The 16815-nt window shown below is 62.0% G+C and carries 12 protein-coding genes, 2 tRNA genes and 1 pseudogene; 12 read left to right on the forward strand and 3 right to left on the reverse strand.

What is annotated here, in order from left to right; all coding sequences use genetic code 11:
* Positions 1–31: 31 nt before the first annotated feature.
* The 12 genes from tpiA (at position 32) to VJS90_RS11155 (ending at position 10980) form a co-directional block, all read left to right on the forward strand.
* Entirely contained in the window at positions 32–787 is a 756-nt protein-coding gene (gene tpiA / locus VJS90_RS11100) for a triose-phosphate isomerase (protein WP_324121701.1), read from the forward strand.
* A gap of 3 nt (positions 788–790) precedes the next feature.
* A complete protein-coding gene (secG, locus tag VJS90_RS11105; protein WP_324121702.1) occupies positions 791–1183 on the forward strand; it encodes a preprotein translocase subunit SecG in 393 nt (130 codons plus the stop codon).
* 20 nt (positions 1184–1203) lie between these two features.
* Positions 1204–1289: transfer RNA gene (locus VJS90_RS11110), tRNA-Leu, on the forward strand.
* A 98-nt stretch (positions 1290–1387) separates the two neighbouring features.
* Positions 1388–1464 (forward strand) — tRNA-Met (locus tag VJS90_RS11115).
* Between the two features lie 130 nt (positions 1465–1594).
* Positions 1595–2053: a ribosome maturation factor RimP gene (gene rimP / locus VJS90_RS11120; protein ID WP_324121703.1), complete on the forward strand. Its 459-nt coding sequence runs from the start codon at positions 1595–1597 to the stop codon at positions 2051–2053.
* Positions 2054–2112: 59 nt separating this feature from the next.
* Positions 2113–3594, forward strand: coding sequence for a transcription termination factor NusA (gene nusA / locus VJS90_RS11125; RefSeq protein WP_324121704.1), 1482 nt, complete (start codon positions 2113–2115; stop codon positions 3592–3594).
* 27 nt (positions 3595–3621) lie between these two features.
* Positions 3622–6147 carry a translation initiation factor IF-2 gene (gene infB / locus VJS90_RS11130; protein ID WP_324121705.1) on the forward strand — a complete coding sequence of 842 codons (2526 nt, stop codon included), beginning with the start codon at positions 3622–3624 and terminating at the stop codon, positions 6145–6147.
* 121 nt (positions 6148–6268) lie between these two features.
* The gene (gene rbfA, locus VJS90_RS11135; RefSeq protein WP_158461685.1) at positions 6269–6667 is read left to right on the forward strand and encodes a 30S ribosome-binding factor RbfA; all 399 of its coding nucleotides are present in this window, start codon (positions 6269–6271) and stop codon (positions 6665–6667) included.
* 3 nt (positions 6668–6670) lie between these two features.
* A complete protein-coding gene (truB, locus tag VJS90_RS11140; protein ID WP_324121706.1) occupies positions 6671–7588 on the forward strand; it encodes a tRNA pseudouridine(55) synthase TruB in 918 nt (305 codons plus the stop codon).
* 149 nt (positions 7589–7737) lie between these two features.
* Positions 7738–8007 carry a 30S ribosomal protein S15 gene (gene rpsO, locus VJS90_RS11145; protein WP_158461683.1) on the forward strand — a complete coding sequence of 90 codons (270 nt, stop codon included), beginning with the start codon at positions 7738–7740 and terminating at the stop codon, positions 8005–8007.
* A 250-nt stretch (positions 8008–8257) separates the two neighbouring features.
* Positions 8258–10363 carry a polyribonucleotide nucleotidyltransferase gene (gene pnp / locus VJS90_RS11150; RefSeq protein ID WP_324121707.1) on the forward strand — a complete coding sequence of 702 codons (2106 nt, stop codon included), beginning with the start codon at positions 8258–8260 and terminating at the stop codon, positions 10361–10363.
* Between the two features lie 263 nt (positions 10364–10626).
* On the forward strand, positions 10627–10980 hold the full coding sequence (locus VJS90_RS11155; protein WP_324121708.1) for a BON domain-containing protein: 354 nt from the start codon (positions 10627–10629) through the stop codon (positions 10978–10980).
* Positions 10981–11113: 133 nt separating this feature from the next.
* On the opposite strand, the gene VJS90_RS11160 is transcribed toward VJS90_RS11155, so the two are convergent.
* From VJS90_RS11160 to VJS90_RS11170, 3 genes and pseudogenes are all read right to left on the reverse strand, one after another.
* Positions 11114–14059, reverse strand: coding sequence for a DUF748 domain-containing protein (locus tag VJS90_RS11160; protein WP_324121709.1), 2946 nt, complete (start codon positions 14057–14059; stop codon positions 11114–11116).
* Positions 14060–14511: 452 nt separating this feature from the next.
* Positions 14512–16446, reverse strand: coding sequence for an acetate--CoA ligase (gene acs, locus VJS90_RS11165; protein WP_324121710.1), 1935 nt, complete (start codon positions 16444–16446; stop codon positions 14512–14514).
* A gap of 104 nt (positions 16447–16550) precedes the next feature.
* A pseudogene (locus VJS90_RS11170) lies at positions 16551–16815 on the reverse strand (glucose-6-phosphate isomerase); the annotation flags it as partial.

Below are 16815 nucleotides of genomic sequence, written 5' to 3' on the forward strand. Positions count from 1 at the left end.
TCTGCGCCCACTTTGACCGACGAGGTAAAGCATGCGTCGCACCATGGTAGCTGGTAACTGGAAGATGCACGGTACCCGCGCCAGCGTCGCTGAGCTGATCCAGGGCTTGAGTAATCTTGCTCTCCCAGGCGGTGTTGAAGTTGCGGTATTTCCGCCGGCCTTGTTCATCAATCAAGTTGTTGATGGGTTGCAAGGCAAGCAGATTATCGTAGGTGGCCAGAATTCTGCTGTAACGCCCGAGCAGGGCGCGCTGACCGGCGAGATTGCGCCGAGCCAGCTGGCTGAAGCAGGTTGCAAGTTGGTGTTGGTTGGGCACTCCGAACGCCGCCAGATCATTGGCGAGAACGACGAAGTGCTTAACCGCAAGTTTGCAGCCGCCCAGGCAAGTGGTTTGAAGCCGGTGCTCTGTGTAGGGGAAACCCTGGAAGAGCGCGAGGCTGGCAAGACGCTCGAAGTTGTAGGGCGTCAACTAAGCAGCATCATCGAAGCTTTCGGTGTTGATGCCTTCGCCAATGCGGTAATCGCCTATGAGCCTGTATGGGCCATCGGCACCGGCCTTACGGCCACGCCACAGCAGGCCCAGGATGTGCACGCCGCCATCCGGGCCCAGCTGGCGGCAGAGAATGCTGAAGTTGCTCGTAACGTGCAGCTTCTATACGGCGGCAGCGTGAAGGCGGCCAATGCGGTCGAGCTGTTCGGCATGCCGGATATCGATGGGGGGCTCATTGGTGGAGCTTCCTTGAACGCAGACGAATTCGGTGCAATTTGTCGCGCCGCAGGAAACTGAACCATGCTGGAAACAGTCGTAGTTGTTCTTCATCTGTTGGGCGCGCTCGGTGTTATCGTGCTGGTGTTGCTGCAACAGGGTAAAGGTGCGGAAGCAGGTGCATCTTTCGGCGCAGGTGCTTCAAATACTGTGTTCGGAAGCCAAGGTTCTGCTACCTTCCTGAGTAAGTTTACTGCTATACTAGCTGCCTCTTTCTTCTTGACCGCACTTGGGTTAGGATACTTCGCCAAGGAGCAGGCTAAACAGCTGACTCAAGCAGGTTTGCCAGATCCAGCGGTACTTGAAGTAAAAGAGCAGAAGCCGGCGGTAAATGATGATGTACCGGTGCTCCAGCAACAGAAGAGCGAAACTGCCCCAACGGGTGATGTACCTCCTCCAGCGCAAGAGCAGAAGTAACGGGTTTCAAATGTAGTATTGCCGAGGTGGTGGAATTGGTAGACACGCAACCTTGAGGTGGTTGTGCCCATAGGGTGTAGGGGTTCGAGTCCCCTTCTCGGTACCAATTAAAGCATGAGAGCCCGCTTTAGCGGGCTTTCTTGTAGGTGGAGGTTGGATTGACCCCTTCAGGGGTTCGGTCTTATACTTTTGCCCCAGCTTTGACGCGGGGTGGAGCAGTCTGGTAGCTCGTCGGGCTCATAACCCGAAGGTCGTTGGTTCAAATCCAGCCCCCGCAACCAGTTTTGGCGGAGCCCCTTTTCAGGGGCTTTTTGCTAGCTGATCAGTTCTCAACGCCGGTATTCAACGGCGTTTTCAGGGATGGGCGCTTTGCCCATTTTTTATTTGCACAGCATGCACGAGGGGGTTCAGGTGTCGAGCAAGCTAGAACAGTTGCAGGCCTTGTTGGCCCCGGTGGTCGAGGGTCTTGGCTATCAATGCTGGGGGATCGAATACATCTCTCAAGGCAAGCATTCGGTCCTGCGTATCTATATCGACAAGGAAGACGGCATCCTGGTAGAGGACTGCGAAGCGGTCAGCCGTCAGGTCAGCGGTATCCTTGATGTTGAAGACCCGATCAGCTCCGAATATACCCTTGAAGTGTCCTCTCCTGGCATGGATCGCCCGCTGTTCACGCTCGAACAGTTTGCCTCGCATGCCGGCCAACAAGTGAAGATAAAGCTGCGTACGCCCTTCGAGGGCCGTCGTAACTTCCAGGGCCTTCTCCGCGGTGTGGAGGAGCAGGATGTCATCGTCCAGGTGGACGAGCACGAATTCCTGCTGCCGATCGACTCGATCGACAAGGCCAATATTATTCCCAGTTTTGACTGAGACGTGCCGGGCCCGGTGGATGTTCCGGGGCCACTGGCTTGCGCAAGGCGAGGCGTACGATGAGCAAAGAAGTACTGCTGGTTGTTGAATCGGTATCCAACGAAAAGGGTGTACCACCCGGCGTCATTTTCGAAGCGCTGGAAGTGGCTCTGGCCACTGCAACCAAAAAACGTTTTGAAGACGAAGTCGACCTGCGTGTGGAAATCAACCGCCACACCGGTAACTACGAGACCTTCCGTCGCTGGACCGTCGTCGAGGAAGACGACCTTGACGATCCGGCGATCGAGACCTGGCCAAGCAAGATCCTCGAGACCTATCCCGAGGCCAAGGTCGGTGACGTGATCGAAGAGAAGATCGAGTCCATCGAGTTCGGCCGCATCGCCGCGCAGACCGCCAAGCAGGTCATCGTCCAGAAAGTCCGCGAGGCCGAGCGTGCCCAGGTGGTCGACGCCTACCGCGAGCGCGTTGGCGAGATCATCTCCGGTACCGTCAAGAAGGTCACCCGCGACAACGTCATCGTCGACCTGGGCAACAATGCCGAAGCGCTGCTGGCACGTGAAGACATCATTGCCCGCGAAACCTTCCGTGTTGGTGTGCGCTTGCGCGCACTGCTCAAAGAGATCCGCACCGAGAACCGTGGTCCGCAGCTGATCCTGTCGCGTACCGCGCCACAGATGCTGATCGAGCTGTTCCGCATCGAAGTGCCGGAGATCGCCGAAGGGCTGATCGAAGTCATGGCTGCCTCCCGTGATCCGGGTTCGCGGGCCAAGATCGCCGTCCGCTCCAAGGACAAGCGTATCGACCCGCAAGGTGCCTGCATCGGCATGCGCGGTTCGCGCGTCCAGGCCGTATCCGGCGAGCTGGGCGGTGAACGTGTGGACATCGTCCTGTGGGACGAGAACCCTGCACAGTTTGTCATCAACGCCATGTCGCCGGCCGAAGTCGCGGCGATCATCGTTGACGAAGATGCCCATGCCATGGACATCGCCGTAGGTGAGGACAACCTTGCCCAGGCGATCGGTCGTGGTGGTCAGAACGTTCGCCTGGCCAGCCAGCTCACCGGCTGGACCCTGAACGTGATGACCGAGAAAGATATCCAGGCCAAGCAACAGGCAGAGACCGGCGATATCCTGCGCAACTTCATCGACGAGCTTGAAGTCGACGAAGAGCTGGCACAGGTGCTGGTCGATGAAGGTTTCACCAGCCTGGAAGAGATTGCCTACGTACCGTTGGAAGAAATGCTCAACATCGATGGCTTTGACGAGGATATCGTCAACGAGCTGCGCGCTCGTGCCAAGGACCGTCTGTTGACCAAAGCCATCGCTACCGAGGAAAAACTGGCAGACGCCCATCCGGCCGAAGACTTGCTCTCACTCGAGGGCATGGACAAGGACCTGGCAGCGGAACTGGCGGTGCGCGGCGTGGTTACCCGCGAAGACCTGGCCGAGCAGTCGATTGACGACCTGCTCGACATCGACGGCATCGACCAAGAGCGTGCCGGCAAGTTGATCATGGCCGCCCGAGCCCACTGGTTCGAGTAATTAGGCGCGGCCTGAGGAGAGAAGTGCATGACGCAAGTCACGGTGAAAGAACTGGCCCAAGAGGTCGAAGCACCGGTAGAGCGCCTGCTGCAGCAGATGCGTGAGGCAGGTCTGCCGCACACCGACGCCGGTCAGGTAGTGACCGACAATGAAAAGCAGGCTTTGCTGGCGCATCTGAAGAGCGGCCACAAGGCGAAGGCGGAAGAGCCGCGCAAGATCACCTTGCAGCGCAAGACCACCAGCACCCTGCGTGTCGCCGGTAGCAAGAGCATCAGCGTAGAAGTACGCAAGAAGAAAGTATTCGTGCAGCGCAGCCAGGAAGAAATTCAGGCTGACCAGAAGCGCGAGCAGGAAGAGCGCCGCGCGGCGGAAAACGCCGCCCGCGAGAAGGCCAACACCGAATCGCGCGAGCGCATCGAAGCGCAGGCTCGCCGTGAAAATGCTGCCTCGGCACCTGCGGCGTCCGCGCCTGCAGCGCCGGCACCTGCCCCTGCGGCAGCGCCAGCCGCCGCACCGGTAGCAGCAGCGCCGGCAGAGGCTGCCGCGCCGGTTGCCGACCGCAAGAAAGATGATGCCCGTCGTGGCGACCGTGCGCGTGACGATGATCGTCGCGGCGGCGAGCGCCGTAACGAAGCACCGCGCGTCTCGGTCAAGGTCAAGGAAAAAGAGAAGGCGCCGACTCCGCGTGCCGCGCCTCGCACCACCGACGAAGAAAGCGATGGCTTCCGTCGTGGTGGCCGTGGCAAGGGCAAGCCGAAGAAGCGCAATCAGCATGGCTTCCAGAGCCCGACTGGCCCGGTCATTCGTGACGTGTCCATCGGCGAGACCATCACCGTTTCCGAGCTGGCACAGCAGATGTCGGTCAAGGGCGCTGAAGTCGTCAAGTTCATGTTCAAGATGGGCACCCCGGTGACCATCAACCAGGTACTCGACCAGGAAACCGCGCAGCTGATCGCTGAAGAGCTGGGCCACAAGGTCAGCCTGGTCAGCGACAACGCCCTGGAAGACTCCCTGGCCGAATCGCTGAAGTTCGAAGGCGAGACTTCGGGCCGTGCGCCGGTCGTTACCGTCATGGGTCACGTCGACCATGGCAAGACCTCGCTGCTCGACTACATCCGTCGCGCCAAGGTTGCTGCTGGCGAAGCCGGTGGCATCACCCAGCACATCGGTGCCTACCACGTCGAAACCGACCGTGGCATGGTGACCTTCCTCGACACCCCGGGCCACGCTGCTTTCACCCAGATGCGTGCCCGTGGTGCCAAGGCGACCGACATCGTCATCCTGGTGGTGGCGGCCGACGACGGCGTGATGCCGCAAACCCGTGAAGCCGTTCAGCATGCCAAGGCAGCTGGCGTTCCACTGGTGGTCGCGGTCAACAAGATCGACAAGCCGGGTGCCGACCTCGATCGCATTCGCAACGAGCTGTCCGTCGAAGGCGTGACCTCCGAGGACTGGGGTGGCGACACGCCATTCGTCAAGGTCTCGGCGAAAATGGGTACCGGTGTCGACGAGCTGCTCGAAGCCGTGCTGCTGCAGGCCGAGATCCTCGAGCTCAAGGCCACTCCATCCGCGCCTGGCCGTGGTGTCGTGGTCGAGTCGCGCCTGGACAAGGGCCGTGGCCCGGTTGCCACCATCCTGGTTCAGGACGGTACGCTGCGCCAAGGCGACATGGTCCTGTGCGGTTCCAACTATGGCCGCGTTCGCGCCATGCTGGACGAGAACGGCAAGCCTGTGAAGGAAGCGGGTCCGTCGATCCCGGTCGAGATCCTCGGCCTGGACGGCACCCCGGACGCTGGCGACGAGCTGAGCGTGGTTGCCGACGAGAAGAAGGCGCGTGAAGTCGCCCTGTTCCGTCAAGGCAAGTTCCGTGAGGTCAAGCTGGCCCGTGCCCACGCCGGCAAGCTGGAAAACATCTTCGAGACCATGGGTCAGGAAGAGAAGAAGACGCTCAACATCGTTCTCAAGACCGATGTACGTGGCTCGCTCGAGGCGCTGCAAGGCTCGCTCGGCGGCCTGGGCAACGACGAAGTGCAGGTCCGTGTGGTCGGCGGCGGTGTCGGTGGTATCACCGAGAGCGATGCCAACCTGGCCCTGGCGTCCAACGCGGTGCTGTTCGGCTTCAACGTGCGTGCCGATGCCGGCGCGCGCAAGATCGTCGAGCAGGATGGCCTGGATCTGCGTTACTACAACGTGATCTACGACATCATCGAAGACGTCAAGAAAGCCCTGACCGGCATGCTCGGCAGCGATGTTCGCGAGAACATCCTGGGTATCGCCGAAGTGCGTGACGTGTTCCGTTCGCCGAAGTTTGGCGCCATCGCGGGCTGCATGGTCGTGGAAGGTACGGTCTACCGTAACCGTCCGATCCGTGTACTGCGCGACGACGTCGTCATCTTCGAAGGCGAGCTGGAATCGCTGCGCCGCTTCAAGGACGATGCCGCCGAGGTTCGTGCCGGCATGGAGTGCGGTATTGGCGTCAAGAGCTACAACGACGTCAAGGTCGGCGACAAGATCGAAGTCTTCGAGAAAGTCCAGGTGGCTCGTACGCTGTAAGCGTCGAGCGAGGGTGCCAGCCAGTGCCGCCGCAAGGCGCCTGGCAAGGCCTCAGATGGTAGCGCCCGGTCAGGCTTTTCGCCTGTCCGGGCGTTTGCCGCTTTAGTTACAGGTAGCAAAAATGGCAAAAGAATACAGCCGTACCCAACGAATTGGTGATCAGATGCAGCGCGAGCTGGCCGATCTGATCCGCCGTGAAGTCAAAGACCCGCGCGTCGGCCTGGTGACCATCACCGCCGTGGACGTGAGTCGTGACCTGGGCCATGCCAAGGTCTACATCACCGTCATGGGGCAGGACGACGCCGAGTCGGTCAAGCAGTCCCTGAAGGCGCTCAACAGTGCCGCCAGTTTCCTGCGCCTGCACCTGGGCCGCGCGATGCAGCTGCGCAGCGTGCCGCAATTGCACTTCCACTTCGACGAAAGCGTCGGCCGTGGCGTGCACCTGTCGGCGCTGATCGAGCGCGCGGTGGCCGAAGACCGCCTGCACAGCGGTGCCGACGAGCCGGACACCAAGGAGTAACAGGTGGCCCAGGTCAAACGTATCCGCCGCAACGTCAGTGGCATCATCCTGCTCGACAAGCCGCTGGGCTTCACGTCCAACGCGGCGCTGCAAAAGGTCCGCTGGTTGCTCAATGCCGAGAAGGCCGGGCACACCGGCAGTCTCGACCCCCTGGCCTCCGGTGTCTTGCCGCTGTGCTTTGGCGAGGCGACCAAGTTCTCGCAGTACCTGCTCGATTCCGACAAGGGCTACGAGACAGTGATGCAGATGGGCCAGACCACCACCACCGGCGATGCTGAAGGCGAAGTCCTGCAGACGCGCGAGGTGACCGTTGGTCGTGACGACATTGAGGCGCTGCTGCCACGTTTTCGTGGAGAAATCAGTCAGATACCGCCGATGTATTCCGCCCTCAAGCGTGATGGCCAGCCGTTGTACAAGCTGGCACGTGCAGGAGAGGTAGTGGAGCGCGAGGCGCGTTCTGTTACTATTAACCGCTTGGAGCTGCTCGAGTGCGAAGGCACCCGTGCCCGGCTCTCGGTTGGTTGCACCAAAGGCACCTATATCCGCACGCTGGTCGAGGATATCGGTGAGGCGCTGGGCTGTGGCGCGTACGTCGCCGAGCTGCGCCGCACCCACGCAGGTCCCTTTGAGCTGGCCCAGACCGTGACCCTCGAAGAGCTGGAGCAGGCACATGCCGAAGGTGGCAACGAAGCGATCGATCGCTTCCTGATGCCGTCCGACAGCGGGTTGCAGGACTGGCCACTGCTGCATTTCTCCGAGCACAGCGCGTTCTACTGGCTGCATGGCCAGCCGGTCCGCGCGCCGGACGCGCCGCAGTTCGGCATGGTCCGGGTACAAGATCACAATGGCCGCTTCATCGGTATCGGTGAAGTGAGCGAAGACGGGCGCATTGCGCCGCGTCGACTTATTCGGTCGGAATGATCGAAACCGCAGGCCGAGGTCCAGGCCAATGCCTGCGGATCCGAGGATGGCTGTCAGTAGGCACGGTCAGACCTCTTTTATGAATACAGGGATTTCAGTCCCTGGCCTATTGGACCCCGCTCGCGGGATCCGTTATCAGGAGATGCCTCATGGCCCTCAGCGTTGAAGACAAAGCCCAGATCGTTGCCGATTATCAGCAAGCCGCCGGCGACACCGGTAGCCCGGAAGTGCAGGTTGCTCTGCTGACCGCCAACATCAACAAGCTGCAAGGCCACTTCAAGGCCAACGGCAAAGACCACCACTCCCGTCGTGGTCTGATCCGCATGGTAAACCAGCGCCGCAAGCTGCTGGACTACCTGAAAGGCAAGGACACCACCCGTTACAGCGCCCTGATCGGTCGTCTGGGTCTGCGTCGCTAATAGCGGCCTGGCCAGTGGTGTGCTCGGCGTGCTGCAGTCACCAGGCGGAGGCCTTGGCCCCCGTGCTGGTGAGCACGCCGCGCGTATCTAGAAGGTTGGCTGTCTGTCTCGCCCGAGCGGTTTTCCGCAAGGGCAGGGCAGGCTCCCAACCTTTAGTTTTATCTGGACGGTCAATGGGGCCGATTCCCCGTTCTGCCCAAGAATTCGCAAGAACCAGTTCCCCACAGAGCCACTGAAAAGGTAGGAAACCGTGAACCCGGTAATCAAGAAATTTCAGTTCGGTCAGTCGACCGTAACTCTCGAGACGGGCCGTATCGCTCGTCAAGCCTCCGGCGCCGTGCTGGTCACCGTCGACAACGACGTCACCGTGCTGGTGACCGTGGTCGGTGCCAAGCAGGCTGATCCTGGCAAGGGCTTCTTCCCGCTGTCCGTGCACTACCAGGAAAAGACCTACGCCGCCGGCAAGATCCCGGGTGGTTTCTTCAAGCGTGAAGGCCGTCCTTCCGAGAAAGAAACCCTGACTTCGCGCCTGATCGACCGTCCGATCCGCCCGCTGTTCCCCGAAGGGTTCATGAACGAAGTGCAGGTCGTCTGCACCGTGGTTTCCACCAGCAAGAAGACCGATCCGGACATCGCTGCGATGATCGGTACCTCGGCTGCCCTGGCCATTTCCGGCATTCCGTTCGAAGGCCCGATCGGCGCTGCCCGCGTTGCCTTCCACGAAAGCACCGGCTACCTGCTGAACCCGACCTACGAGCAACTGGCTGCCTCGAGCCTGGACATGGTCGTTGCCGGTACCTCCGACGCCGTGCTGATGGTTGAGTCGGAAGCCAAAGAGCTGACCGAAGACCAGATGCTGGGCGCCGTGCTGTTCGCCCACGACGAGTTCCAGGCCGTGATCAACGCGGTCAAGGAACTGGCCGCCGAAGCCGCCAAGCCTACCTGGGACTGGACTGCCAAGGCCGAGAACACCCCACTGCTGAGCGCCATCCGTGGCGAATTCGGTGCTGCGGTTTCCGATGCCTACACCATTACCGTCAAGGCCGACCGCTATGCCCGCCTGGGCGAGCTGCGCGAGCAGGTCATCGCCAAGTTCGCGGGCGAAGAAGGCCAGCCGACCGCTGCTGAAGTCAAAGAGATCTTTGGCGAAATCGAATACCGCACCGTTCGCGAAAACATCGTCAACGGCAAGCCACGTATCGACGGCCGCGACACCAAGACCGTGCGTCCGCTGAACATCGAAGTCGGCGTTCTGCCCAAAACCCACGGTTCGGCCCTGTTCACCCGTGGTGAAACCCAGGCACTGGTCGTCGCGACCCTGGGTACCGCGCGTGACGCGCAGCTGCTCGACACCCTTGAAGGCGAGAAGAAAGACCCCTTCATGCTGCACTACAACTTCCCGCCGTTCTCGGTGGGCGAGTGTGGCCGCATGGGTGGCGCCGGTCGCCGCGAAATCGGCCACGGCCGTCTGGCCCGTCGTTCGGTCCAGGCCATGCTGCCAGCCGCTGACGTGTTCCCGTACACCATCCGCGTGGTATCGGAAATCACCGAGTCCAACGGTTCGAGCTCCATGGCTTCGGTCTGCGGTGCTTCGCTGGCACTGATGGACGCCGGTGTGCCGATGAAGGCACCGGTTGCCGGTATCGCCATGGGCCTGGTCAAGGAAGGCGAGAAGTTCGCGATCCTGACCGACATCCTGGGTGACGAAGACCACCTGGGCGACATGGACTTCAAGGTAGCCGGTACCGCCAAAGGCGTCACCGCGCTGCAGATGGACATCAAGATCAACGGCATCACCGAAGAGATCATGGAAATCGCCCTGGGCCAGGCCCTGGAAGCGCGCCTGAACATCCTCGGCCAGATGAACCAGATCATCGGCGAGTCGCGTACCGAGCTGTCGGCCAACGCGCCAACCATGATCGCGATGAAGATCGACACCGACAAGATCCGTGACGTCATCGGCAAGGGCGGCGCCACCATTCGCGCCATCTGTGAAGAGACCAAGGCGTCGATCGACATCGAAGACGACGGCTCGATCAAGATCTTCGGCGAAACCAAGGAAGCGGCAGAAGCTGCACGTCAGCGCGTCCTGGGTATCACCGCTGAAGCCGAGATCGGCAAGATCTACGTCGGCAAGGTCGAGCGCATCGTCGACTTTGGCGCGTTCGTCAACATCCTGCCGGGCAAGGACGGTCTGGTACACATCTCCATGCTCAGCGATGCGCGCGTGGAGAAAGTGACCGGCATCCTAAAGGAAGGCCAGGAAGTCGAAGTGCTGGTACTGGACGTGGACAACCGCGGCCGTATCAAGCTCTCGATCAAGGACGTCGCAGCGGCCAAGGCCTCTGGCGTCTAAGACGGCTGGCTCGTAATGAAAAGGGACCCTGCGGGGTCCTTTTTTATGCCCGCAGGAAACTTTTTGCGGACTTGCATCTTGCATGCAGGATTAAGCGGTTGCTTGCAATTTGCACGAAGTAGCGCAATGCCATCTGTATTTAAGCTATTGATTTATAAGGTTTTTACGATTTAAAAAAACCTGGCACAGCCCCTGCAATAACACTGGTACATCTGCCGCCAGGACTTTCGGCGCAGACCTTTCGAAAAACAGGAGTGTCTCGTATGAAGAAGTTCGCCATTGCTGCTGCTACTGCCACCGCCCTGACTCTGACCATGGCCAACGCGGCGTTCGCTGCCCAGCCGGCCAGCCAGGCTCCGATGATGCTCGCCGCAGGTGAAGTCACCAAGGCCAAGCAAGAGACCGGCGATACCTGGATCACCACCAAGGTCAAAGCCGACCTGCTGACTGAAAAAGGCATTCCAGGTAGCGACATCAAGGTCGAAACCACCAATGGTGTGGTAGCACTGTCGTCCGATGTGGCCGTTACCGAGGCCCAGAAGAAAATCGCTATCGATATCACCAAGAAAATCAAAGGCGTCCACGGCGTGACCGCTGAAGCGCTGAAGACTCAGTAAGATTTGTCCCTCGCCTGACCCCACCGGTTCATGCGAAGACCAAAAGGATTTGGTCGCCTACAACGAAAAGCCCCGGCAGATGCCGGGGCTTTTCGTTGCAGGGATAATCGCTGGCACCTGGTCCAGGCGAGGATTACTGAGCGTCCAGATGCAGTGGCGTGATGACCCGGCCATCGGCCTCGGCCTGGCCAAGACTGGTGTCGATGAAGTACACCCGGTCATCCGCCAGTTGCGCCTTGTCCACCAGATAGTCCTTGATGCTGCTCGCCCGCGCCTGGCCAAGCTGACGCAGCAGCGCAGCATTCTCGGCCCACGAGGCGATCACCGCATCATGCAGCCGGGCGGTGCGGTCATCGCGGCTGAGCTGCTCCCACTCCGCGGGCGGCTGCTGTTTCAGGCGCACGCGATAGATGCCTTCGAGCATGGCAGGCTTGTCGTCTTCGTCGACCTGCAGCAGCGAGGCATTGGCCGGCACCTTGTCCCCCCGACGCTGCAGGATCTTGTACCAGGTGCTCTGGTATTCGCGCTCCAGGCGCTGCTGCGCGATCAGCGGTCCGTCGGTGGCCTGGGCGCTGGTGCCTTCGATTTCCAGACGCAGGGCAGGGCGCTCCTTGAGCGCACCGGCGAGCTTGTCCAGGGCGCCTTGGGCTTCGCCAGTGAGGTCGCTGGAGCCTGCGGCGAAAGCCACGGTGCCGAGGTCTTCGGAACCTCCACCGCTGACCAGCCCACCGATGAACTTGAAGGGCGCCTGCGCCGCGCGCAGCACCAGGTTGCGCAGGGTCTGCCAGACAATGGGCATCACGCTGAACTGCGGGTTGTTCAGGTCACCCGAAACGGGCAGTTCGATGGAGATCTTGCCCTCGGTGTCCTTGAGCAGAGCCACCGCCAGGCGCAGCGGCAGGTCGACGGCGTCCGGGCTTTCGACTTTCTCGCCAAGCTGCAGCTGCTCGACCACCACCTTGTTCTCGGCCTTGAGCTGGCCCTTGGTGATCAGGTAGTGCAGGTCGAGGTTCAGCCGGCCCTTGCGGATGCGGTAGCCGGCGAACTTGCCCGAGTAGGGCGTCAGCGTGGTCAGCTCGACGCGTCTGAAGCGGGTGGCGATGTCGAGGCTGGCCATGGGGTCGAAGGGGTTCAGGGCGCCCTTGATGGTGACAGGCGCATAGCGGTCGACCTTGCCCTTGATATCCACCTTGGCGGGATTTGGCTGGCGGTTGTCGAGGGTGCCTATCTGCCCCTCAAGCTGCTGAACGGCCGTGGCAAAGTTCGGTGTGAGACTGAAATCCGCGAAATTGGCCGAACCCTCGTTGATGCTGATCTGGCCGATATGCACGCCTAGGGGCTTGCTCGCAGTGGCGGCGGGGGCGGGCTTGGCCCGGGTGCTGGCCGGGGCCTCGGCGGGCTGCGCGATCAGCAGGTCGTCGATGTTGGTGGTGCGGTCCTCGTTGATCATGAAACGCGCATAGGGTTGCAGCAGGTTGACCTTTGCGATCGACAAAGCGTCGCCGTGGCGGTAGGCGAGGCCCTCCAGGTCAAGCTGCTGCCATTTGACGAAATCGCGGTCCTTGATGGTGTCCAGGGTATGCAGCTGGCTGACCTGGGCCTTGCCCTCGACGGTAAAGGCCAAGGGTTCGGTGCTGGACAGGTCGACCTTGAGATCGCTTGCCAGCATGCCGCTGCGCAGCTCCAGGCGCATGAACGGAGTGATGTAGGCCTGGGCGACGCGCAGGTCGATGTCACGGGTACTGACATCCAGCCGGGCGGTGACCGGGGCGAGGTTCACCTGGCCCGTGGCCTGCAGCTTGCCCTGTTTGCCCACGCCGGTATCGAGTTTGAGGGTGAAGGGCGATTTGTTGAGGCTGTCGTAGCCTTTCAGGTCGACGTTGAGCGGGCCGACATCCAGTGACACAGGTTCCTTGCGGCTGCGGTCGGCCAGGTGGACCTGATAGTTGCGCAACTGCACGTCCTTGAGCAGAACCTGCCACGGCTTGCCAGGTTCGGAGGCGGCTTTTTGCTGTGGCTCGGGCTCGGGCTCGGCAGTGGCGGGCTCGGCTTTTTGTCGTGGGGTGGCCTTGGCGGGCGGGCTGGCGAACAGCTTTTGCCAGTCGAGCTGACCATCACTTTCCAGCGCGGCCCAGGTTTCGAGCTTTTCGCTGCGCACCTTGCCCACGGTCACCAATTGCTTGGCCAGGTCGATGGACGCCTCGCTGACGGCCAGGCTCGCCAGGCGTGCCAGCGGCCGTCCGTCCGGGGCCTTGATGGCGAATGGCGCGATCCGCAGCGAGGTCTTGTCCAGCCGCAGCTCTGTTTCCTTGGCCAGGCTGAGCGTGTAGTGGGTATCCAGGTTAAGTACGCCGTTCTCCAGCACCAGGGGCACGGCGTCGCGGACGTAGGGCCACCACAGTTTCATCTTGCCGTCGGTGATCTTCAGGGTGCCTTCGGAGGCGATGGGCGCCAGGCCTAGCGTGCCCTTCCAGTCGATGCGTCCGCCTTCAGGGCCGTTCGCCACCAGCGTCATGTCGGCATTGTCATCCGGCAGCGTGCTGAGGTTCTTGAGTTCCAGGTCCATGCTGTCGTAGAGGAACTCGATCGGCTCGCTCGGGCGCAGGTCCTGGAAGTGCAGATAGCCGCCGCTGAGCTTGATGCGGCCGATGCGCAGTGGGAAGGGTTCGCTGGGCGGCTCGTCCTGCTTGGGCTCGCTGGGAGGCAACTTGAACAGACCGGTGAGGTTGAGGCTGCCGTCCTTGGCGAACAGCACCTCGGTGCGTGGCTTGTCCAGCTCGACGGCATCCAGTTGCAGCGCCTTGCTCCACAGGCTGTCGAGCTGCAGGTTGGCGTACAGGCGCTCGAAGCCGGCCTGCTCCTTGCCCGGGTCGCCGATCTGCAGGCCCCAGAGGGTGAGCTCCAGGCTGAAGGGATTGAATTCGATCCGCTGCAGGTGCGCGGGGACGGTGGCGTACTGGGCCAGCTGCTGGTTGGCGATGCGCAGGGCAACGCCGGGAACGATCAGGAAACCCAGCAGGCTGTACAGGGCCACGAGGGCCAGCAGGGCGCCAAGCGCGCGGTTCAAACCTTTGGGCATGGGTGGCGTCGTCGGTCACAAGCGGGAGTGGTTGGAGTATGGCAGGTTAAATCGGTTCCGAGCCCCGTATGAAAATCACCACACTGTGGGACCAGCTTGTCTCGCGAAAGGGCGGCGAAGCGGCCCCGCAGAGAGCACAGAGTGCTTACAGTGTTCCCTGCGACGATCGCGCAACCCGGCAATCATGCGCCCCGGCGAGGGCTTCGCCCTCGTTTCGCGGCACAAGGCTCGCTCCCACAAGGGACTGCTTCGCAGTCCCAGACGCAGCAGTGCCCGGCGTAGCCAGGGCATTTGTGGGAGCGCGCCTTGTGCCGCGATCGAGGGCGAAGCCCTCGCCGGGGCGCATGATTACCGGACTGCGCGGTGCTGGCAGGGAACACAGCCAGTTGCTCTCACATTCGCCATGCCCCCCAGCATTCCCCACGGCGCGGGCACGGAGCACCGTCGCCTGGTTACTGGTTCAACCGCTTGTCGATCAACCCCTGCACCACGCTCGGATCCGCCAGGGTAGAGGTGTCGCCCAGCGTGTCGAGCTCGTTGCAGGCTATCTTGCGCAGGATCCGCCGCATGATCTTGCCAGAGCGGGTCTTGGGCAGGGCGGGCGCCCACTGGATCAGTTCGGGCTTGGCGAAGCTGCCGATCTCCTTGCTGACCAATGCCAGCAGCTCGGACTTGAGCGCATCGTCGGGCTCGACGCCGTTCATCGCGGTCACGAACGCATAGATGCCCTGGCCCTTGAGGTCGTGCGGGTAACCGACCACGGCCGCCTCGGCGATGCTGTCGTGCAGCACCAGCGCGCTTTCGACTTCGGCAGTGCCAATGCGGTGCCCGGACACGTTGATCACATCGTCAATGCGCCCGGTGATCCAGTAGTCGCCGTCGGCATCGCGGCGCGCGCCGTCTCCGGTGAAGTAATAGCCCGGCATCGGCTTGAAGTAGGTATCGACCATGCGCTGGTGGTCACCATATACGCTGCGGATCTGTCCCGGCCAGCTCGCCTTGATCGCCAGCAGCCCACTCCCGGCCCCGTCGATCACCTTGCCTTTGTCATCCAGCAGCACCGGTTGCACACCAAAGAACGGCTGGGTGGCGCAGCCGGGCTTCAAGCGCTGGGTGCCAGGCAGCGGGCTGAGCATGATGCCGCCGGTCTCGGTCTGCCACCAGGTGTCGACGATCGGGCAGCGCTTGCGACCGACCTCTTCGAAGTACCACTCCCAGGCTTCCGGATTGATCGGCTCGCCGACGCTGCCGAGCAGGCGCAGGCTGCGCCGCGAGGTGCCCTGCAGCGGCCCGGGGCCTTCGCGCATCAAGGCGCGCAGGGCAGTGGGCGCGGTGTAGAAGATGTTGACCTGGTGTTTGTCCACCACCTGCCAGAACCGCGAAGCGTCGGGGTAGTTCGGCACGCCTTCGAACATCAGCGAGATCGCCCCGTTGGCCAGCGGCCCGTAGAGGATGTAGCTGTGCCCCGTGACCCAGCCGACATCGGCGGTGCACCAGAACACCTCGCCATCACGGTAGTCGAACACGGTCTTGAAGGTCAGGGCCACCTGCAGCAGGTACCCCGCGGTGGTATGCAGCACACCCTTGGGTTTCCCGGTGCTGCCGGAGGTGTAGAGGATGAACAGCGGGTCCTCGGCGTCCATCGGCTCTGGCGTGCAGTCTTCGTCCGCCTGCTCGACCGCGTCGTGGTACCAGAGGTCGCGTCCCTCTTTCCAGTCGACGGCGGCCTGGGTGCGCTGGACCACAAAGACGTTGCTGACCTTCGGACAACTCAGCAGGGCTTTGTCGACATTCTGCTTGAGGGCCACGCGCTTACCGCCACGAACGCCTTCATCGGCCGTGATGACCGTGCGGCAATCGGCGTCGAGAATACGGTCGCGCAGGGCGTCGGGCGAAAAGCCGCCAAACACCACTGAATGGACCGCGCCGATGCGCGCGCAGGCCAGCATGGCGAAGGCGGCCTCGGGAATCATCGGCATGTAGATGCACACCCGGTCGCCTTTCTTCACCCCACGCTGCTTGAGCGCATTGCCGAGCCGGCACACCTGACGGTGCAGTTCGCGGTAGCTGATGGTCCTGGAATCGTTGGGATCGTCGCCTTCCCACAGCAGGGCAGTCTGCTCGCCGCGGCTTTGCAGGTGGCGGTCGATGCAGTTGACGCTGACATTCAGCTGACCGCCCTCGAACCAGCGCGCCTCGCCTTTCTCCAGGTTGCACCGCTGCACCTGTGACCAGGGCCTGATCCAGTCAAGACGCTTGGCCTGCTGGGCCCAGAATGCATCGGGATCTTCCACCGACTGGCGGTAGAGGTGCCGGTAGTCGGCCTCGGAAAGCCCGGCCGCCTGGCTCACGGAAAAGGCGTGGGGATAGTCGCGGATATCGAACATGGCGGGTTGTCCTGCTCTTGTCGGCGCCGGCGCACGGCGTGTCGAGAACAGTGTAGCCGCCGATCGCGGGGCAGGCCCGCGACCGGGGTTTCAGGCAGGGACCATCAGCCGCGGTGGCGACCGCGGAAGTAGTTGATCAGGCCTTGGGTCGAGCCATCCTCGGCTGCCTCTTCCTGGTTGCCGGTCAGGCGCTGGTAGACGCCCTTGCCCAGCTCCTTGCCCAGCTCCACGCCCCACTGGTCGAAGGCATTGATGCCCCAGACCACGCTTTGCACGAAGACTTTGTGTTCGTACAGCGCTACCAGTGCGCCTAGACGACGCGGGCTGATGCGTTCGAGCACCAGGGTGTTGCTCGGACGGTTGCCCGGG

The organism is Pseudomonas sp. (genome assembly GCF_035277045.1).
Lineage (GTDB): Bacteria > Pseudomonadota > Gammaproteobacteria > Pseudomonadales > Pseudomonadaceae > Aquipseudomonas.

What these genes read in the sequence shown, in the direction of transcription:
- tpiA (WP_324121701.1), top strand. Translation starts at nt 32, where the DNA reads ATGCGTCGCACCATGGTAGCTGGTAACTGGAAGATGCACGGTACCCGC.
- acs (WP_324121710.1), bottom strand. Translation starts at nt 16,446, where the DNA reads ATGTTCGATATCCGCGACTATCCCCACGCCTTTTCCGTGAGCCAGGCG.
- rpsO (WP_158461683.1), top strand. Translation starts at nt 7,738, where the DNA reads ATGGCCCTCAGCGTTGAAGACAAAGCCCAGATCGTTGCCGATTATCAG.
- secG (WP_324121702.1), top strand. Translation starts at nt 791, where the DNA reads ATGCTGGAAACAGTCGTAGTTGTTCTTCATCTGTTGGGCGCGCTCGGT.
- VJS90_RS11155 (WP_324121708.1), top strand. Translation starts at nt 10,627, where the DNA reads ATGAAGAAGTTCGCCATTGCTGCTGCTACTGCCACCGCCCTGACTCTG.
- infB (WP_324121705.1), top strand. Translation starts at nt 3,622, where the DNA reads ATGACGCAAGTCACGGTGAAAGAACTGGCCCAAGAGGTCGAAGCACCG.
- rbfA (WP_158461685.1), top strand. Translation starts at nt 6,269, where the DNA reads ATGGCAAAAGAATACAGCCGTACCCAACGAATTGGTGATCAGATGCAG.
- VJS90_RS11160 (WP_324121709.1), bottom strand. Translation starts at nt 14,059, where the DNA reads ATGCCCAAAGGTTTGAACCGCGCGCTTGGCGCCCTGCTGGCCCTCGTG.
- nusA (WP_324121704.1), top strand. Translation starts at nt 2,113, where the DNA reads ATGAGCAAAGAAGTACTGCTGGTTGTTGAATCGGTATCCAACGAAAAG.